This window comes from Anaerophaga thermohalophila DSM 12881 (assembly GCF_000191885.1).
Classification (GTDB): Bacteria; Bacteroidota; Bacteroidia; order Bacteroidales; family Marinilabiliaceae; genus Anaerophaga; species Anaerophaga thermohalophila.
In genome coordinates this window covers 24,866-44,792 of sequence record NZ_AEWI01000144.1, presented here as the reverse complement: position 1 = coordinate 44,792, position 19,927 = coordinate 24,866, and the positions used below count along the sequence as shown (strand labels likewise).

14 protein-coding genes are annotated in these 19,927 nt (G+C 42.8%); 10 read left to right on the top strand and 4 right to left on the bottom strand.

The window, feature by feature from the left end; all coding sequences use genetic code 11:
• Positions 1-14: 14 nt before the first annotated feature.
• Both ATH1_RS22375 and rlmH read right to left on the bottom strand, forming a co-directional pair.
• The gene (locus ATH1_RS22375) at positions 15-461 is read right to left on the bottom strand and encodes a hypothetical protein (protein WP_010424623.1); all 447 of its coding nucleotides are present in this window, start codon (positions 459-461) and stop codon (positions 15-17) included.
• A 314-nt stretch (positions 462-775) separates the two neighbouring features.
• Positions 776-1,249, bottom strand: coding sequence for a 23S rRNA (pseudouridine(1915)-N(3))-methyltransferase RlmH (rlmH, locus tag ATH1_RS0117050; protein ID WP_010424621.1), 474 nt, complete (start codon positions 1,247-1,249; stop codon positions 776-778).
• A gap of 923 nt (positions 1,250-2,172) precedes the next feature.
• Here rlmH and ATH1_RS0117045 point away from each other — a divergent pair.
• From ATH1_RS0117045 to ATH1_RS0117000, 10 genes are all read left to right on the top strand, one after another.
• Positions 2,173-3,774, top strand: coding sequence for a capsule assembly Wzi family protein (locus ATH1_RS0117045; protein ID WP_010424619.1), 1,602 nt, complete (start codon positions 2,173-2,175; stop codon positions 3,772-3,774).
• Between the two features lie 79 nt (positions 3,775-3,853).
• Positions 3,854-5,248 carry a sugar transferase gene (locus tag ATH1_RS0117040; protein WP_010424618.1) on the top strand — a complete coding sequence of 465 codons (1,395 nt, stop codon included), beginning with the start codon at positions 3,854-3,856 and terminating at the stop codon, positions 5,246-5,248.
• Positions 5,249-5,260: 12 nt separating this feature from the next.
• On the top strand, positions 5,261-6,355 hold the full coding sequence (gene wecB, locus ATH1_RS0117035) for a non-hydrolyzing UDP-N-acetylglucosamine 2-epimerase (protein ID WP_010424616.1): 1,095 nt from the start codon (positions 5,261-5,263) through the stop codon (positions 6,353-6,355).
• Positions 6,356-6,403: 48 nt separating this feature from the next.
• Entirely contained in the window at positions 6,404-7,234 is an 831-nt protein-coding gene (locus ATH1_RS0117030; protein ID WP_010424614.1) for a DUF4296 domain-containing protein, read from the top strand.
• Entirely contained in the window at positions 7,221-7,841 is a 621-nt protein-coding gene (locus ATH1_RS0117025; protein ID WP_010424613.1) for a hypothetical protein, read from the top strand. The genes ATH1_RS0117030 and ATH1_RS0117025 overlap by 14 nt, the downstream gene beginning before the upstream one ends.
• A gap of 270 nt (positions 7,842-8,111) precedes the next feature.
• The gene (locus ATH1_RS0117020; RefSeq protein ID WP_010424612.1) at positions 8,112-9,371 is read left to right on the top strand and encodes a phosphoglycerate kinase; all 1,260 of its coding nucleotides are present in this window, start codon (positions 8,112-8,114) and stop codon (positions 9,369-9,371) included.
• A 145-nt stretch (positions 9,372-9,516) separates the two neighbouring features.
• Complete coding sequence (locus tag ATH1_RS0117015) at positions 9,517-10,761, top strand: 3-deoxy-D-manno-octulosonic acid transferase (protein WP_010424611.1); 1,245 nt, start codon at positions 9,517-9,519, stop codon at positions 10,759-10,761.
• 639 nt (positions 10,762-11,400) lie between these two features.
• The gene (locus ATH1_RS0117010) at positions 11,401-13,962 is read left to right on the top strand and encodes an adenosylcobalamin-dependent ribonucleoside-diphosphate reductase (RefSeq protein ID WP_010424609.1); all 2,562 of its coding nucleotides are present in this window, start codon (positions 11,401-11,403) and stop codon (positions 13,960-13,962) included.
• A gap of 86 nt (positions 13,963-14,048) precedes the next feature.
• On the top strand, positions 14,049-15,584 hold the full coding sequence (gene gltX / locus ATH1_RS0117005) for a glutamate--tRNA ligase (RefSeq protein WP_010424608.1): 1,536 nt from the start codon (positions 14,049-14,051) through the stop codon (positions 15,582-15,584).
• Positions 15,585-15,594: 10 nt separating this feature from the next.
• Positions 15,595-16,212, top strand: a complete 618-nt coding sequence (locus ATH1_RS0117000) for an NUDIX hydrolase (RefSeq protein ID WP_010424606.1) — start codon at positions 15,595-15,597, stop codon at positions 16,210-16,212.
• Between the two features lie 3 nt (positions 16,213-16,215).
• Here ATH1_RS0117000 and ATH1_RS0116995 read toward each other — a convergent pair whose 3' ends face one another.
• Both ATH1_RS0116995 and ATH1_RS0116990 read right to left on the bottom strand, forming a co-directional pair.
• Positions 16,216-17,727 carry an MltF family protein gene (locus tag ATH1_RS0116995; protein ID WP_010424605.1) on the bottom strand — a complete coding sequence of 504 codons (1,512 nt, stop codon included), beginning with the start codon at positions 17,725-17,727 and terminating at the stop codon, positions 16,216-16,218.
• Between the two features lie 56 nt (positions 17,728-17,783).
• On the bottom strand, positions 17,784-19,853 hold the full coding sequence (locus ATH1_RS0116990; protein ID WP_010424603.1) for a putative porin: 2,070 nt from the start codon (positions 19,851-19,853) through the stop codon (positions 17,784-17,786).
• Positions 19,854-19,927 lie beyond the last annotated feature (74 nt).

Below are 19,927 nucleotides of genomic sequence, written 5' to 3'. Positions count from 1 at the left end.
TGTCTTTCAAATATTTATTCTGATAAGGATACGACTGCTTTATTCTGAAAAGCCCAACCAGCAAAAAAAGGACCTCTGCGAATCTGCTGAACCAGATAGTATCCGTTTTCAAGTTTGATGAAAGGCTGCATCAAAAAAACAGGGTGTAATTCCTGAACAGGTATCGCCTGATTCGACCATGCAATCAGTTGGTTGTTTCGGAAAACCAGAACATCATTCCCGGTTTGTGAAACCGAATCCATTTTGCGCCACAAAAGTTCAGTGTCCTCCAGCGTTTGTCCTGAAAAGTCTCTCAACATATTATTAAGCGCCAATTGACGCTCCTGCACCAATTGCTCAATCTGCCGGAGATCAACATCCTCCTTTTCAGCACCGGCAAAGAAGAATTCGAGGAACAAACCGGTTGCTGTTCCTGCAAAAAAGAGTATTATGAGTATCCACCACCAACGTTTGCCGGACATAAGATTTCATTTTCGTGAAATTTCCAATACCATTCTGACACGATCTTTAACCTGACCAGATCAAAAAATCCTTTCGATGAAGAACCTATCCTAAGTCTCCGACTTTGTTACAAACTATTCATATCGACTTAGCAATGCATGAAAATAACAATAACCGTGCAAAAAACAATTAATAAGCCATATCCCCAAAAAGCTGTTTTTGTCAATACCAAGGCACAGGGAATTCCTGAATCGAAGTTAACTATCTGTTAATAAGTGCTTAAAATTTCCGGCAACAACGAGATTGGTAAAAAGAACTTTTAGAAGCAGACACATTAATCATGATGATAAGGTTCGTTGTTCAATATCGACAATGCACGATAGAGCTGCTCTGCAAAGATCAAACGTACCAACTGATGTGAAAAAGTCATTGGCGAAAGTGATATCTTCAAATCTGCACGTTCATAAACAGCATCAGAAAATCCCCATGCACCCCCTATTACAAACACCAGTCGATGTACCCCGCCAATCATCTGATTTTCAATAAAACCGGCAAATTCCCGCGATGAAAAGAGTTTCCCTTTCTCATCCAGCAAAACCAGGCGATCCCGTTTTTCAACAGCCTTCAGAATGAGCTCTCCTTCCATTTGTTTCAGTATCTCCGGCGTTATTTTACCAGCATTCCTGATATCAGGAATTATTTTTGTTTCGAAAGGTAAGTAGTGCTTTATCCGCCGATAGTAACGCCCGACACCTTCGCGAAGCCATTCGTCAGATGTTTTTCCTACTTTTAATAAAAGAATCTTCATCCGTATAAAATTTATAAGGTCAAATGGAACACAAAATACTTTTATACCAGCTCTTTTGCGGCAGATTTCTTTGTAAACAAAGCGGTAAACCTAACCTAGACAAGCCAGAGCCAAAAATAACTAAAAAGCTAAAGTCATAATTTGTCGGTTTAGCTAATGGCTACGCAATTATTTTATCGGCAATGATACGACTGGAAGAAATTCGAGAACACCTTAAAAAATCAATTATGATGTTGTCAATGATACGAATTTAGTCGCATCAAAGATGCGACTAAATTCGCGTTAATTCGCTCAAATTCGGTGATCCAAAGTACAAATGGCGCAGCCATTTTTTTATAAATATTTTGCCAAAAAATACAACAAAATTAAAGATAAGGTACTAAGGAAGAAATCAAAGCTCCATGCTCATTTCATCCGTATAAAATTAGTCTAAGTTATTGGTATGATGGAACTTATTATGCTTTAATTGGTGTTGAATTCTTTGCTGTGCTCAGAATGACAGAGTGCTCAGTGTCATTCTGAGGAGGCACGACGAAGAATCTTTCTCTGTTTTTGGTTTCTTAGATGATTAGAGGTTAATTATACACGTTCTTTTGTGGCAAAACGTTGCCATGCTCGTTTCTTTCACTTCGAATTCGAACACTGTCTGTTCATAATCGTACACTTGCCTGATTTAAAAATTCATGAATTGAATCAGCCATCGTCCTTTATACCAGCATATTACATTTATGAAAATTTAAAAATTCTTAAATTCTATCCCTGTTTCATCTTTTGGCATACTTTTCCCACACATAATTATTGGTTTAAAATTAAAAAATAGGACAATAAAGGGTCATTTGTTCAAACGTAAACAAGTGGCCCTTTTTTTATGGGAATCTCATAAATTAAAAGTATCTTTGCAAAAAATTTAACCCCCTTACTACATGACCGGTCAACAAACGAAAAGATTAATTCTGGTTTTTTTCCTGATCGCTCATTTTTTTCTGATCAAAATATCTGCGCAGCAAGATTCCCTGCACATTGAAGGAAAAACATCAGCCGAAACGATAGTACACAACGGAGAATTGCCCCCGCTATGGATGGTAGCACTTAACAGCGGACGCTGGCGTAACGATGCAGGTAGTCAATCTTTGGTAACCGCTTATGCCGGAATAAACTGGCATTTGAATAATAACTGGCGATTGACAGCAAAAGCAGAAGGTAATCACACGACCGGCTATAGTGACACATACCTGCACACAGGAATGATTGGGATACAATGGCACAACTGGCGCCTCTCAGCCGGAAAACACGTTTTCGATCCAATATTTACCGTCCCCAATCAGGGGTCGGGAAGTTATATTTACGGCAACAATTATCGGCCCGTACCCCGTATTACTTTTGAGCTTTCCGAATTCACGCCTGTTCCCTTCGCAAATACTCTTTTTGAAGTACGTGGCGGAATTTCCCATGGCTGGCTCCCGGATCAACAGTATGGCAGTGATGTTCTGCTCCATGAAAAATATGCTTACCTGCGAATTAATCTCGGAAAGTGGCAACTCTACGGTGGATTGAATCACTCAGCCCTGATGGGAGGAAAACGTAGTAACGGAACCGATATTCCCGTCGATTTCTGGGCTACCTTTTTCGGAAAAGGAAGTGAAAAAATCGGCGGAGGCGATGCTACAAACGCTGCAGGAGCACATATGGGGCTTTATGACTTTGGTGTATATCTGAAAACCTCAAATTCAGCATTTCATTTTTATTACCAGATCCCTTTTTCTGATGGTTCGGGAAGTCTTTTCTGGCAAGGAAATTCCGACCATATACTGGGTGTCGATTGGAAGCCGGAGAAGGTTTCATGGCTAAGCAACCTGACTATCGAATGGGTTCAAACCACTTATCAGAGCGGCAACGGAATGCCTGATCCAGGAATTCCGCAAAACATGAATGACGGAACCTTTCTTCATTATAGTAATCTCAGTAGTGAAGATATGCTTGAATTATTTGGCATAGAAAAAGAAAACTGGACAGAAGAAGAAATAAAGGATGTACTAAAAAGAGAGGTTAATCATGGCAATGACTTCGGCGGTCGCGACGGTTACATGAACAACGGGATGTATCCTTCGGGATGGAGCTACAAAGGCCATATTATGGGAAGTCCGTTCAACTTAACCAGGCAACAATTGGAAGCCGTCCGTCCCGATATGGAATTCCATAGCATCGTGAATATAAAAAACGACAGATACAAGGGACTTCACCTTGGAGTCAAAGGAAATGCCGGAACTCAACTGACCTGGAAAACAAAAATCACCTGGATACGTAATTTCGGCACTTATTTTGAGCAATATCCCGGAAGGTACACATGGGAAGAAACAGAAAATTACTGGTTTAAGGACGGAAGAGACCAATGGTATACCATGCTGCAATTCAGCTGGATACCAAAAAATGCAGACAACCTGAATATAAATTTAGCCGTTGCCTATGATGGCGGTGAGATTTATCATTCAGCCGGACTCAAAGCAGGACTAAGTTACAATTTCTAAAGATGCTTTATATCATCCTCCGGAAGTTGTGAAAAAATACAAAAAAACATAAATTTGGTTCGCTTCATAAAGGGAGAACATGTTAAGAGAAAAAGCCAAAGTAGTCAACCGATTTCTGGCCATTGTTGACGTACTGATCGCGATAATCAGTTACAACCTGGCGGTGTATATTGAACAAGGGTATCTTGAACCTCTGACCAATAAGGATTCCATAATCATTCATTTTCTCCTCATTTTCTTCTGGTACACTTTTGCCCGGGCTTTCCGGCTAAATCAACTGTACAGGTCGCGTCCCTACTCGGTGGTATTGTTTGGATGTTTGAGTCTCGCGGTAGTTGGTACCTCTGTTTTAATGCTTTTTGTCTGGATTTTAGACCTTTATTCCATTGGTTTTTCACGGCTGCTGATGTTTGGAGGGATCAATCTGACACTCACTTTTGGCATTAAAGTGTTCAACTATTCCTTTATGAAAAGGGCGCGTTCCAAAGGGTTTAACACACTCAACGTGGTTATTATTGGTGACAACTCAGCCAGGTCCTTTTTACGGCAAATGGTAAAAATGAAAGAATGGGGATACCATGTATCAGCCATTATAGGCAATGAAGAACTGGAACAGGAATTTGGAGCCATCGCCCCATTTCTTCCTGAAGACACCGATATTGAGCAGTTGCTCAGAGATAAAACCATCGATGAGATCATTTATTGCAAAGAAACTCCCGCCATTAGAGATATCGAAAGGCTGTTGCAGCTCACATCCGAAGTGGGTGTCGTTTTCAGAATGTACTCTTCATTTTTCAATATGCTTACCAACAAAACCCAGCTTCATTATTTCGGAACAACTCCGATGCTGACCATATCCAATACACCGCTCAATTATCTCGAATTACGTGTAAAAGATGCATTCGACTTCCTGTTTTCGGCATTTGTTGTTATCGTATTATCTCCCGTCTATGTTTTAGTGGCATTGGCCATTAAAATCGATTCCAAAGGCCCGGTATTCTTCAAGCAGAAAAGAGTAGGCCGACGTGGCAGAAAATTTATCGTTTATAAGTTCCGCACAATGGTAACCAATGCAGAAGAACTGAAAGAAAAACTGATGCACCAAAATGAAATGGACGGACCGGTCTTCAAGATGACCAACGATCCACGTATTACAAGGGTAGGACGATTTCTGAGAAAAACAAGTCTGGATGAACTGCCACAGTTTTTTAATGTTCTCATCGGCGATATGTCGGTCATCGGGCCAAGACCCCCCCTCCCGGACGAAGTGCGCCAATACGAGCGATGGCAGCTTAGGCGCCTTTCCATGAAACCCGGCATCACCTGCATCTGGCAGGTTTCCGGACGCAACAATATTCCGTTTGACGAATGGATGAAAATGGACCTTGAGTACATCGACAACTGGTCTCTTAAACTTGATTTTATCATTTTTCTGAAAACCATCCGGACTATGATCCGCTGCGACGGGAAATAAAATACTCTGTTTATGCAAAAAATTTTTCTTGTTGCCGGTGCCCGTCCCAATTTTGTAAAAATTGCACCACTCTGGCATGAACTCTCCAGGCATCAAAATGTTGATGTGAAGATTGTACACACAGGACAACATTTTGATGAAGCCATGAGCCGCTTCTTTTTTGACGACCTGGAACTTCCGGTCCCACATTACAATCTTAACATCAACGGAGGTTCTCACGCCGTACAAACCGGGAAGATAATGGAACATTTCGATAAAGTGCTGGAACAGGAAATGCCTCATGATGTAATTGTTACTGGTGATGTCAATTCAACCATGGCCTGTGCGTTAGTGGCTGTCAAAAGAGGCATACGCACTTCCCATGTAGAGGCGGGTCTGCGGAGCTTTGACCGTTCAATGCCGGAAGAGATCAACAGGATTGTAACCGACTCTGTCTCCGACCTTCTGTTTGTTTCAGAACCTTCAGGATTAACCAATCTCGAACATGAAGGCATTGACGGGGAGAAAATACATTTCTCCGGCAATGTAATGATAGACAGCCTGATAAGCATCAACAACCGCATCCATCATTCAAGAATACTGGAAACCATTGGAGTACAGGAGCATAAGTTCGGACTTGTTACTTTGCACCGTCCATCCAATGTGGATTCTACTTCAAGATTAAAGGAACTGATAAGCTGGCTCAAGGAAACAGCCAATAAAATACCTGTTGTATTTCCTGTTCATCCACGAACCGGTAAGCGGTTAGAGCAGATATTCTCAGAAAATACAGCCATTCAAAATATTCATCCTAATTTAAAAATGATAACACCTCTTCGTTATATCGATTTTCAGAAACTATTAAAATCCGCACAATTTGTGATAACAGACAGTGGAGGCGTTCAGGAAGAAACTACATGGCGGGGAGTTCCCTGCATTACACTCCGCAACAACACGGAGCGACCGATAACCCTGGAAACCGGTACCAATTACCTGGCAGGAAATGATCTGAGACTGGCCGGATCAATCATTAACGATTGTATCGCCGGCAGGACCAAGCAGGGAAGAATTCCCGAACTTTGGGATGGAAAAGCCGCATCACGTATAGCTGAAATTATTGTCAGATGATTGTCCCAATAACAATTAAAAAATAACATTCTGAAAATACAAACCAAAATGCGAAATAAACTTATTCATATTATTCTTTTATTTGTTGTTATATCCTGCAGCCCACGGGAAAAAGTTCCGAAGGAATTTCCCAACGAGGATGAGATGGCCCAAATTCTGGCCGAGTTGTATGTAGTTGAGAGCATTATCACACATGGCAGAAGTAGCGTAAACGATCAAATGGCGGACGACGAAATTCCGGGATACTATCGTAAGGTGCTCTCTGAGTATGATCTATCGACCGAAGAATTTGATACCATTCGTGATTGGTACGCTGCTCATCCCTATCATTTTCAGAAAGTATATGACAAAGTCATTGTATTGCTGAGCGAACGCGAAGCCGACCTTAACCGGCAAATCCAGGCAGAAGAGGAAAAAAAGGACACCACCCCGGTTATCCGCGATTTATGGGATGATGAACGAATCATGACTGTAACACCTGCTGACACTGTAAATCACCGGTTGCCTTTTAAAATGCAGGTCGATTCAATAACCGGTGGACAAATCCGGTTATCGGCTGTTTACAAATTCCTCAGAGAGGACCTTTCACGCGAAGGAAAGACATTATTAATTGCACAATATGCCGACTCTACTGCCGATACAGTGTCACATGATATTACGAAGACTTTTAAGAACAACCCGCTAACACTTCAGTTGAATATTGATTCTGTAACACCACTGGTTGAAATATCGGGCTTTTTGTTTGATCATGACACATCGTTCGTCCCTTCGGTTGAATTCAGCAACATCAGGCTGGAACATTTGGTGAAAAAAAACAAAATCAAATCTCCTGAAATGAAAGCAATAAAACCATCACCCGAAAGACATGACCTGCGATAAATTTGCCGCACATTATATGCTTTCACCCGAAGGCGAACTGCTCAAATGGCCGGTGATAACCATCAGAAGAGACGGAGTGATCCTGAAAACCGAATGGCATAAAGACCGTTTTAAAGAACAACACGGTGTACGATTCTATTCGGGGATATTACTGCCCGCCTTCGTAGATATATGGTGGGAATATCCGTCGGCCCAACCCCGGGAAACTTTGAAAAATATTCATTTTCATTTTCGTAACGGGACCATTCTTTTAGGCATTCCGGGAGCTACAGCAACCCCGTTTTCAAAATCCAGGGAATACCCGATTATAGTTTCCGAACGATTAAAATACCTGCAGCCGCAAATATTTCCCGACCTGGGCAACGATAACCGCCTTTCACAATTTGAAAAAATCAAAAAGGTACTATTACACAATAAGAATATTTCTTTGTGCGAAATCCTGTCAGCAGCAACAGATGAAGCTGCCCGGACAGCCCGGAGGCCTGAACTGGGACGCCTGGAACCGGGATGTTCACCAGGCCTGTTATTACTGCAAAACGCTGACCTTGTTCATCTGAAAATTGCCTCCCATTCCACCATAAAGTGGCTGAATGTTCCCGAAAACTGATTCATGAGTCTGCCCCAAAAGAGCTGGTTTTGCCAGATTTGAAGTAAAAAGAGACTTTAGATTTTTAGGTTTAGGTTTAGGTTTAGGCTTAGGCTTAGGCTTAGGCTTAGGCTTAGGCTTAGGCTTAGGTTTAGATTTAGGTTTTTTAAACGGACTAATGCTCGTTTAATAATAAACTTTTTTCATACCCGTTTCATTCTCATTTCTTTCTCATTTTTGTATCTTTGTGCTTCACTGCGAAATAAGTAAAACCCATATAATTTATATACTATGTCAAAAATTGAATCTTACAATTTCTCAGGTAAAAAGGCCATTGTCCGTGTTGACTTCAATGTGCCTTTGAACGAAAAGTTTGAAATTACCGATGATACCCGCATTAAGGCAGCATTACCAACTTTGAAAAAAATTATTTCCGACGGCGGGTCGGTAATTGTTATGTCGCACCTTGGGCGGCCAAATGGGAAAGCCAATCCCGATTTATCCATGAAGCATGTGCAGGGACGGCTTGCTGAACTTTTAGACACTGAGGTGCTTTTTGCCAAAGATTGTGTAGGCCCCGATGCCAAAGAAAAAGCTGCGGCTTTGCAACCCGGCCAGGTTCTTATGCTCGAAAACCTCCGGTTCCATCTTGAAGAAGAAGGCAAACCCAAATTGGCTGAGGATGCTTCGGAAGAGGAAAAGAAAGCGGCCAAAGCAGAAATGAAAGAAAAGCAGCAAACATTCTCAAAAGAACTTGCATCACTGGCTGATGTCTATGTTAACGATGCATTCGGTACTGCTCACCGGGCACACGCCTCAACCGCTGTAATCGCCGACTTCTTTGACAGTGATAAAAAGATGTTCGGTTTTCTTATTGAGCAGGAACTGCAAAGCCTCGATAAAGTTCTCAAGTCACCCGATCGCCCGTTTACCGCTATCATGGGAGGGGCAAAAGTATCCACAAAGATCACCATTATTGAAAACCTGCTCGACAAGGTGAACAATCTGATCCTCGGCGGTGGAATGACCTATACATTTATTAAAGCACGAGGCGGACAAATCGGGGACTCCATTTGTGAAGATGAATATCTGGAACTGGCCCGCAAAATCGAAAAAATGGCCAAAGAAAAAGGTGTCAATCTCTATCTCCCCGTTGATGTTGTTGCCGCCGACGCATTTGAAAACAATGCAAATACCAGGATCGTTCCCGTTGATCAAATCCCTGACGGATGGCAGGGACTCGATGCCGGACCTGAAACGATAAAAATCTATCAGGATGTCATCGAAAACTCCAAAACCATCCTCTGGAACGGTCCGGTTGGCGTCTTCGAGCTGGATACTTTTGCCAAAGGTTCCCGGGCGGTAGCTGATGCCATTGCAGCCGCTACCAAAAAAGGTGCCTTCTCGCTCATCGGCGGAGGTGATTCGGTCGCTTGTATCAATAAATTCGGTCTGGCCGATGAAGTATCCTATATCTCAACGGCCGGAGGTGCACTTCTGGAATACCTTGAGGGCAAAGAATTGCCAGGCATAAAAGCTATCAGAGGATAATTCTGAATTTATTTTCTTATATAATACCTGACACCACAGATATTCACCTGCTTGCAGAGTATTTCTGTTCTCAGTCGTGAAAATCTGTGGTGTTTCAGTTAACCCGTTCGGGATTGATATCCTTACATCAATAACTCCAAGGCAGATGCGAACATTGTACATCACCGGCATTCGATTTTTTTCTCTCCTTCTTTTCATTGCATCATCATTCAATGAAAAGGCCCGACTTCTGAGAAACGGCCGTAAAAAAATATGGCAACAACTCGGGGAAATGAAACAACAGGGCCCGGTCGTCTGGGTACATTGTGCCTCACTGGGAGAATTTGAACAGGGACGGCCGGTGATTGAAGCCATCAGAAAAAAGCATCCGGAGAAGAAGGTGCTGCTTACTTTCTTTTCTCCATCGGGTTATGAGATACGAAAAAATTATGAAATGGCCGATCAGGTGGTTTATCTCCCGGCCGATACCCCGGAAAACGCACGCAGGTTTGTTGAATTGGTAAATCCTGAATCGGCTCTTTTTATTAAATATGAATTCTGGCCCTGTTTTTTTGAGGCGCTTCAGCAAAGAAACATCCCCATATACAGCATCTCTTCCATCTTCAGAAAGAACCAGATTTTTTTCAAATGGTATGGAAGGTGGTTCCGTAAAACACTAAAAACTGTCAGGAAATTTTACGTACAGGACAATGAGTCGGGTCGCCTGCTCAAGGAAACCGGAATCAATAATTTTTCGGTTGTCGGGGACACACGTTTCGATCGTGTCACTGCCATAGTAAAAGCTTCCACCGATGTTCCCATAGCGGCTTCCTTCTCAGAAGGCGCCCCGTTTATTATCGTGGCTGGCAGTACCTGGCCACCCGACGAAGACATCCTTATAAGATACATCAACGGTGCACCGGGTGACGTAAAACTAATTATTGCCCCGCACGAAGTGCACCAAAGCCACATTGAGCAGGTGGAACAAAAGCTGAGAGTTCCATACATCAAATATACTGCAACAGACGATAAAATTGATGACGATGCCAAAGTACTCATCGTGGATACCATTGGCCTTTTGTCTGCTATTTACCGATACGGACAGGTGGCATATATAGGCGGCGGTTTTGGCAAAGGCATCCACAACACGCTCGAAGCTGCCACCTACGGCATGCCTGTTGTCTTCGGTCCGCGTTATCAAAAATTCAAAGAAGCACGTGACCTGATCAACAGGGGCGGCGGATTTTCGATCAGAAATTATGAAACCTTCTTCACCATGATGGAAAAATTACACAATGATCCTGAGTGCCTAAAACAGACAGGTAATGCGTCGGCCGCTTATGTCAAATCCATGTGTGGCGCTACAGAGGTCATTATGAAAGAAGTCTTCCCCCTTTCTGAAGGTTCCTGACTTTGCAGGATTTTAACCTGATTAGTGTTTGTTCATAAAGTACCATTTGCCCGTCTTTAATCTGCTGATAAAATTCACCCCTGTTCTCTTCGTACCACGGACAAAGGAGTTCCAGCACTTATCAACAGAAAATTCACAATTTTCCAAAATTTGGAAATCCTTCTAATTTATATATTCGCTATCGTTAAATATCGGTTGTTTTTATTGGATTACCCGGTTGGCACCAGAGAGTTCAAAAATTCCAATTTTTGGAGACAAAAAAATATATAATTCTGATTAAATTTTCTTTTTGGAAAACTTTTCACAAATTTCGTTGTTGTTTTTATATTGTAAATGAAATATTTAATGTTTCAAAATGGAAAACTTTTTAGCCTGTTCATAAAAAAATGTTGCCACAAATAAAAACCTTTCCTAAATTGCAGTCACATTTTTGTAACAATTAATGAGTGCAGTATAATAAGTCTTCAAACTGCTGATTTTTACCATTTTTACTCCTGACCCCTAAAGGGGAACTGCTAAAAATCAGCAGTTTAAAAAAGTCCCCTTTAGGGGATTTAGGGGTCAAAAGGCTTTTTAGACTGCACTCATTAATAAATATTTAAAATACATTCATTCATATCATTAAAAAAGCAGATCATCATGGCAGAAGCAGAAGTTGACCTTCAAACCACGGTGCATGGTGAAAAAACCTACACCCACGAGGAAGCCTTTCAATCAGCGTTTAAGTATTTCCAGGGCGATGAGCTGGCGGCCAGAGTATGGGTAAACAAGTATGCGCTTAAAGATTCAAAAGGAAATCTTTACGAGTTGACGCCCGACGATATGCACTGGCGACTGGCAAGAGAAATAGCGAGGATAGAAAAAAAATATCCGAACCCGATGTCAGAAGAGGAACTATACGGGCTCTTCAAACGATTCCAATACATTGTTCCTCAGGGAGGTCCCATGGCCGGCATTGGAAATGTTCATCAGGTAGCATCCTTGTCCAACTGCTTTGTAATTGGAGATGAAGGTCCATCCGACTCCTATGGCGGTATTATGAAAGTAGACCAGGAACAGGTGCAACTGATGAAGCGTCGGGGAGGTGTAGGACATGATCTTTCGCACATTCGGCCGAAAGGTTCGCCGGTAAAAAATTCCGCACTGACTTCTACCGGCATCGTTCCTTTTATGGAGAGATTTTCCAACTCCACTCGTGAGGTCGCTCAGGACGGTCGTCGTGGGGCTTTAATGCTGAGTGTCTCCATTAAACACCCCGATTCTGAAAAATTTATTGATGCCAAGCTGGAACAGGGGAAAGTAACCGGTGCCAATGTATCTGTAAAAATTGATGATGAATTTATGAAAGCTGTTGTTGAGGGAATCGATTATCAGCAGCAATACCCCGTCGACAGCTCCAATCCCAAAATGGTAAAAACCATTAATGCCCGCGACCTGTGGGAAAAGATTGTTCACAATGCCTGGCAATCGGCCGAACCCGGAATACTTTTCTGGGATACCATTATCCGGGAATCGGTACCTGACAGTTATGCCGATTTGGGATATCGCACCGTGAGCACCAATCCCTGCGGGGAGATTCCGCTTTGCCCCTATGACAGTTGTCGCCTGATTGCCATCAACCTTTACTCTTATGTTGATGAGCCCTTTACCGACCATGCAAATTTCAATTTTGATTTGTTTAAAAAACATGCAGGCTATGCTCAGCGCATAATGGATGACATCATCGACCTTGAACTGGAAAAAATTGACGGAATTCTTAATAAAATCGAAGCCGATCCGGAAGACGAGGAAATCAAACGCGTTGAAAAAAATCTTTGGCTCAATATCAGGAAAAAAGCGGAAGAAGGACGCAGAACAGGCATCGGAATAACCGGCGAAGGAGACATGCTGGCGGCTTTAAATCTTCGCTATGGCAGCGATATTGCGACCGATTTCGCGGTTGAAGTTCATAAAACCCTTGCTCTGGCAACATACAGAGCATCCGTAAATCTTGCCAAAGAACGCGGACCATTTCCGATTTTCAACAGTGAGAAAGAAAAGAAAAACCCTTTCATTCAGCGACTTGCAAAGGCCGATCCTGACATGTACGAAGAGATGAAGAAACATGGTCGCCGTAATATTGCGCTGCTGACCATTGCTCCCACGGGTACTACCAGCTTGATGACTCAGACTTCGAGCGGTATTGAACCCGTATTTCTTCCTGTTTACAAACGCCGGCGGAAAGTAAACCCCAACGATCCTCAGGTCAGAGTAGATTTTGTTGATGAAGTAGGCGACAGCTGGGAAGAATATACTGTCTTTCATCATAAATTTGTGACCTGGATGCAGGCCAACAATCTTGACACTACAAAAAACTATTCCCAGGAAGAAATCAATGAACTGATAGAAAAATCGCCTTACTATAAAGCCACCTCCAACGATGTGGACTGGATGAGCAAAGTCCGCATGCAGGGACAGGTACAAAAATGGGTCGACCATTCTATAAGTGTGACCATCAACCTGCCTTCCTCTGCAACCGAAGAGCTTGTCGGACAGCTATATGTGGAGGCATGGAAAAGCGGATGTAAAGGCGTGACCGTTTATCGCGATGGTTCACGGGCCGGCGTATTGCTCAACAACTCGGAGAAGAAAGATGACGACACATCATCCAAATTCCCCAAAAAACGACCGGAAATTCTTGAGGCCGATGTGGTTCGTTTTCAGAATAACAAAGAAAAATGGATTGCTTTTGTGGGACTTATTGACGGCAAACCTTATGAAATATTCACCGGGCTTGCAGACGATGAGGATGGTATTCTTCTGCCAAAATCGGTCCAGAAAGGATTTATTATTAAGAGCCGTGACAGTGACGGAACTTCACGCTACGACTTCCAGTATGTAAACAAACGCGGCTATAAGACCACCATCGAAGGACTGTCATTTAAGTTCAACAAAGAATACTGGAACTACGCGAAGCTTATTTCAGGCGTATTGAGGCACGGGATGCCCATCGAAGATGTCCTGCATCTGGTCGCCGGTCTGCAGTTAGATAACGAAAACATTAACAACTGGAAAAACGGCGTTGAACGTGCCCTAAAAAAATATGTTCCCAATGGCACCAAAGTTAAAAAAGGACATTGCGAAAATTGCGGATCCGACGAACTGATTTATCAGGAAGGATGCCTGATTTGCCAGAATTGCGGTTCCTCTAAATGCGGTTAATTTGATTTTGCCAATTTGTAACCTGAGCCTGTCGAACAAAATCGGCAGGCTTTTCTTATCTTTGCAGCAGAAAAAACTCGTCAATCATGCATAATCAGAATACAGTCCGTGTCAGATTTGCCCCCAGCCCCACCGGCCCGTTGCACATGGGTGGTGTAAGAACTGCTTTGTTCAACTATTTGTTTGCCAGAAAACAGAAAGGGACTTTCATCCTTCGAATTGAGGATACAGATCAGACCCGTTATGTTAAAGGTGCCGAAGATTATATTATTGAAGCGCTAAAATGGAGCGGACTGGAATTTGATGAAGGCCCGCTTCAGGGAGGTGAATTCGGCCCCTACCGGCAAAGCGAACGAAAAAATATATACAGAAAATTTGCCGACCAGCTGGTTGAATCCGGACATGCCTATTATGCTTTCGATACATCAGAAGAGTTGGATGCAGCAAGAAAAGCGGCAGAAGCAAAAGGACAAACCTTCTCTTACAATAGCAAGAACCGGCTTTCCATGCAAAACGCTCTCGCTTTGCCAAAGAGTGATGTTAAACAACTGATGGGAAAAGAGGCTCCATACGTCATCAGGTTTAAAATGCCCGAAGATGATGTTCTGGTTGAAGATGAAGATATGATCCGGGGAAAAGTATCTTTCCGGACTTCCGAACTTGATGACAAGGTGCTTTTCAAAGCCGACGGTATGCCTACCTATCATCTGGCCAACGTCGTTGACGACCACCTGATGAAAATTACGCATGTGATTCGCGGAGAAGAATGGCTGCCATCCATGCCATTACATGTTTTACTTTATCGGGCATTTGACTGGGATAAGCCGGTATTTGCCCATTTGCCATTAATACTGAAACCTCAGGGAAAAGGCAAACTGAGCAAACGAGACGGCGACAAGCTCGGATTTCCGGTCTTCCCGCTAAAGTGGACAGACCCCGAAACCGGCGAAGTTTCGGCAGGATATCGCGAAGACGGATATTTCCCCGAAGCATTCCTGAACATGTTGGCATTTTTGGGATGGAATCCCGGAACCGACCAGGAAATATTTATGCCGGAACAATTAGTCGAAGCCTTTTCCTTCGACAAAGTCAACAGGGCGGGTGCCCGCTTCGACCCCGAAAAAGCCAGATGGTTCAACCATCAGCATCTTCTCAGGAAAACAGATGAAGAACTGGCCTCACTTTTCGGGCCAGTACTGGTTGAAAAAGGCATTATTCCACCCCCCGTTGATAAGTTAGCCCGAATAGTAGGACTGGTTAAGGAAAGAGTGAGCTTTGTCCATGAATTGTGGGATCAATCATCGTTCTTCTTTGTTGCACCGGAATCATACGATGAAAAAGTGGTCAGAAAACGATGGAAAGGAGATATCCCGTCTTTCATACAAGAACTCACCGAACTATTTGATAGTTATGATGGTGAATGGGAGGCAGCAGCATTGAAAGAAAAAATTTCCGGACTGATCAATCAGAAACAGTTAAACTTTGGAGGTGTTATGAATTGCCTGCGTCTTGCAATAGTGGGAGGCAGTTTTGGTCCCGACCTTTTCACAATCATCGAAATTCTGGGCAGGGACGAAGTAACAGACCGACTTACAAAAGCCGTAAATACATTGGGGGTGTAACCTTCCTGCTATGTTTGATATCACTGAAATAAAGAAAATATTTGAAGCTCCCCTTCCGGGAGTTGATGCCCAGAACATTATGTCGCCCACCTTCAGGCAGGGCGGACTAAAGGACGATTCTTTTACTGAGCCCAGGGCAAGCGGTGTTCTTATTTTGTTGTACCCGCTAAAAAATGAATGGTACATCCCGTTTATTCAAAGACCGGTTTATGAAGGTGTTCACAGCGGGCAAATCAGTTTCCCCGGGGGTAAAGCCGAAGACGGTGATAAGAGTCTGCTGCATACCGCCCTTCGCGAAACGCATGAAGAAATCGGCATTTCACCCACAGAGGTGAACATCTTTGGCCAGCTCACCCCCCTCTATATTCCCAAAAGTAATTTTAATGTTTATCCTTATGCCGGATGGCTCGAATCAACGCCTAACTTCATTCCCGACCCTCTCGAAGTGGCCGAAGTCATTGAAGTTCCCCTCAAAGAACTTCTCAAGCCTTCGTGTATAAAGAATTTCTCCTACCAGGCAGGCGATCTCATTATCACCGCCCCCTATTACGATGCCGGCGGCAAAAAGATATGGGGAGCTACTGCCATGATACTTAGCGAAATGATTGAAATAATAAAAAAGTTATGATACTTATTGCATAACATTCTTATAGTGTTCATATCTCTCCAGTATTTCGGTAACATAATGATAAGGTTCTTCTCCCCTGCAATAACCGTGTTTTACTACGGGATCGTTAAAATATTTAGGCTCTGACTTATGTAAAAGATAGTAATCTACATTGTTTTCCCATTTGTGCGGATCTTTCCCATACTTTTCGGCCAGCTTCATAGCATCAAAAACATGGCCGATGCCCACATTGTAAGATGCCAGAACAAACTTAATCCGTTCACGGGGGTCAGCAATATGGTTTTTCAAACGCTCATCAAGCCACCTCAGGAATTCCACTCCTCCACGGATATTCTGGCGGGGATTTTCAATATCCGAAACTCCAAAATTGCCGGCAGTTTCCGGCATTAACTGCATCAGTCCTCTGGCTCCGGCCCAGCTCTCTGCCCTGGGTAAAAATCTGGACTCCTGATAGATAATTGATGCTATCAACCGCCAGTCCCAGTCAAACTTCTTACTCTCTTCTTTAATGATCTCGTCATAATCCGAAACCTGCCCCCCTTTAATCGAATGAAATCCTTTATCAACTAGATGAACAGATCGTTTGTTGAGGTAATATTTTTGATAGATACCGGCGTATCGTGTTGTTTTCTTGAAATTGATTAACCAGTTATTAATTACATTCAGAAGGTCGGGTGAATTACTACGAACAGCCCATGATAATTTCTGAGGAAAGCTGATGGCTGTTTCCACATCCAGGTTGGGATAGTAATTAAGATTAACCCTGGCCAGATTCTCATCACAAACGGTATATTCTATTTCTCCTTGTGCCACAAGAACAATCAGCTGCTCAACCTCGTAATCGGCTATTTCCACAATATTAATACTATCTCCTATCTCCTGAGAAAGATTTCTCAGACGCATGGCATAGGCCGACTCCTTCTGAACATAAATTGTTTTCCCTGCCAGTTCCAGCTGATTTCGAATAAGCGGTTTATATTCCAGGCTTTCCCCGGCATCCGGTTGTTGCTGTTGCAAAGAATACCGTTGCTGAACAAGCACTTGCCGGCTGTAACAGTTAGGCTCGGTAAAAGCGATTCCATCAGGCCTGTTTAAGGTTGCCGCCAGATTGCTGGCTATAAGGTCCACTTTACCCGCCCGTAAGTCCTGATAATTGGTGCTCAAATCGTTATTAACTGATATATCCAGTTTAAGTCCGGTATAATTGGCAAATTCCTGAAGCAGCTCAAGCTGATACCCCATGGGCGTTCCTTTATAGACAAAGTAATTGGTAGAGTTGTAGTTGGTAACGACTCTTACAATGCCTTCCTCTTCGATTTCGGCAAGGTCTCTTTCGAAAAGTTTTACACCATCGTCTGTTCCGGAATCCTCCTTTGGGGTGAAGCAGCCGGATAAAAAAAGAAGCAGAACCAAAACAAGAAACGTAAAAGTCTTATTCATAGAATCTTTTTTCAGACCCCATTCAATAATTATGCCCGAATGACAAACAGGCACACCGGGATCATTCCAGAACACAAAGATATCATTTTATTGATTTGCAGGCAAAAATCGGTTCCACAGAGCTGTTCATGCTAATCGTAGAAATTCCAGGAAACACCATAGCGAAGACCTCCCGGATTAATAGGATAACCTATGGTATGAAAATAATTGTTATCGGGCCATCCCTGATTGATGTGATCGTATTTCACAAATATATTGGCCCGTTTAAGATGAAAATTGGCAAAAAGATCAATAACGGGATAATTTCCTGCCTTTCGCTCTCTTTGTATAAAAAACTGCCCTGTAGCAGGCATATAATCAGGCGCATAATAGGCTGTATGATAACGAAGGTCGAATCCGAGTTGAAAATGGAGAACGCCAAAAAGGATATTCTCATAATAATTGGAACTAAAGAGAGCTATTTCCGGCAGAGGTGCAACCCTGTCATTAGTGGTAATCTGGTAAGCTACCTCATTGCGACTGTGCAGATTCCAAAATTCAAAATGTTTTTTGAGCTTTATCTCAACAAGATTTAAAACTTCATTGGTCTGTTCGGGAAGGGCATCCTCGTTCCAGTATATGTAATCATTAATCAGCCGTACTTCTCCTGACAGTTGTAAGCGTCTTGTGGGGATATTAATGCCGCCTCTTATTTTGACGGTTTTCTCCGGATCAAAGTTTTGGTCCCATTCAAAATGGTTGGAGTAATAGTGCTCTGTATAAAATCCCGGGGATGAAAGATAAATCCCGCCCCTGGCAAAAAATCCTGCAGTATCTTTCCGTATCCGGAACAAGCTGTTGAAACCACCTGTTATTTCACTATCGCCCGATTTGTGTCCCTGAAACCAGACTTTCATCCCGGCATCATAGAAAAAATTCTCTCCCTGATTCTTAAAAAGCTGTCCCCCTATAGCTGTGGCTGTTCGCCTTTCCGAATTGTGATGATAAATAACCTCATCGGTTTCGTCATTCACCCCGGAAGGAGCGGGCCATTGAAGGTTCTCGATTTCATTAACCAGCAAAACACGCATCCCGAAACGAAGAAAGGGATTGGCTTCTTCATTAAACTGAAGCTGAACAATATTTCTAAGGGTATTGTGATACACGGAATCTCTGGTACGTGTGTCATCGATCAGGTTAACAGGATAAAATTCCGAAACCTCTTCTTCGCCGGTACCTGTTCCCGATAAATCATCTATATGATAGGTGCGTCGATAACGATCCAACTCGAAAGTATGTCCCAGTGTTGCCAAAGGTTCGGTTCGACTAACAGAATCGTTGACCGCTATGGAAATTTTTCCAATATCCAGTTTTTGGTTCAGAAAAACTTTGTAATTATCGATACGCGAAGAGGCATCCATAAATATAACGGGAATATTCTCGGGTTGCCCGTAATCGTATTTTTCGGGATTAAAAACAGGATCGTCATCCAAAAGTCCGCCGTTCTCTAACTGATCGGTTTTACCGTAGAAGAAAGAACCGTGAACAGAATATTTTTCTCCGGAATAGGAGGAGAAAAATCGGAAAAAGCGATTGTCTGCCTTCTGAGCTTCATACTTCCCAACAGAAGAGATCAGTTTATAGTTGAACCCGAAATTCCAATCTTCATTAATATTCTGTGTAAAGAGCACCGCCACATTTTCTTCACTTCTCCGTTTGGGACCACTATGCTGATAATAGATATTTGTATAGGGTGTTCTGGTATTGTAATATTTCCATTCTTCCGGGTTGCTCAGCCAATAGTTGAGATGACGGGAAAAAAGAAAAGTATTGTATACCGGCATGTCCTCCACCAACATGGATTTTGCCGGAGCGCCCAAATTTCCGGTGGTAAGATTCACTATTGAACGCTGATAAATGGGGTTGTATATTTGAAAACCGGTGTAGGTGGTATCTACGGCGACCGTATCGGACCGGCCGTAATCATCAACCAACCGCCAGTTCTTCACCTCCCTGGGTATTGTCGGTTGCTGGCTGCCCCTTTCCGGGTCCTCGCCCATCCTGGGGTCTTCATTGCCGCGTGAAGACTGTCCTGTTTGAAACGGGTTTTGTCCAAAACCATCGGGACTACCTCCTCCCTGACGCCCAATCTGACGAATCTGTCCATTCGTCAGCATCTGAAAAAATATCAGAAATATATTTATTAGTAATAATTTCTTCATTCCGTCGCAAAGATATTGAAAAATAGAATGTACAAAACATCTTTATCTTTGTATTCCAAATCACATCAAATTAT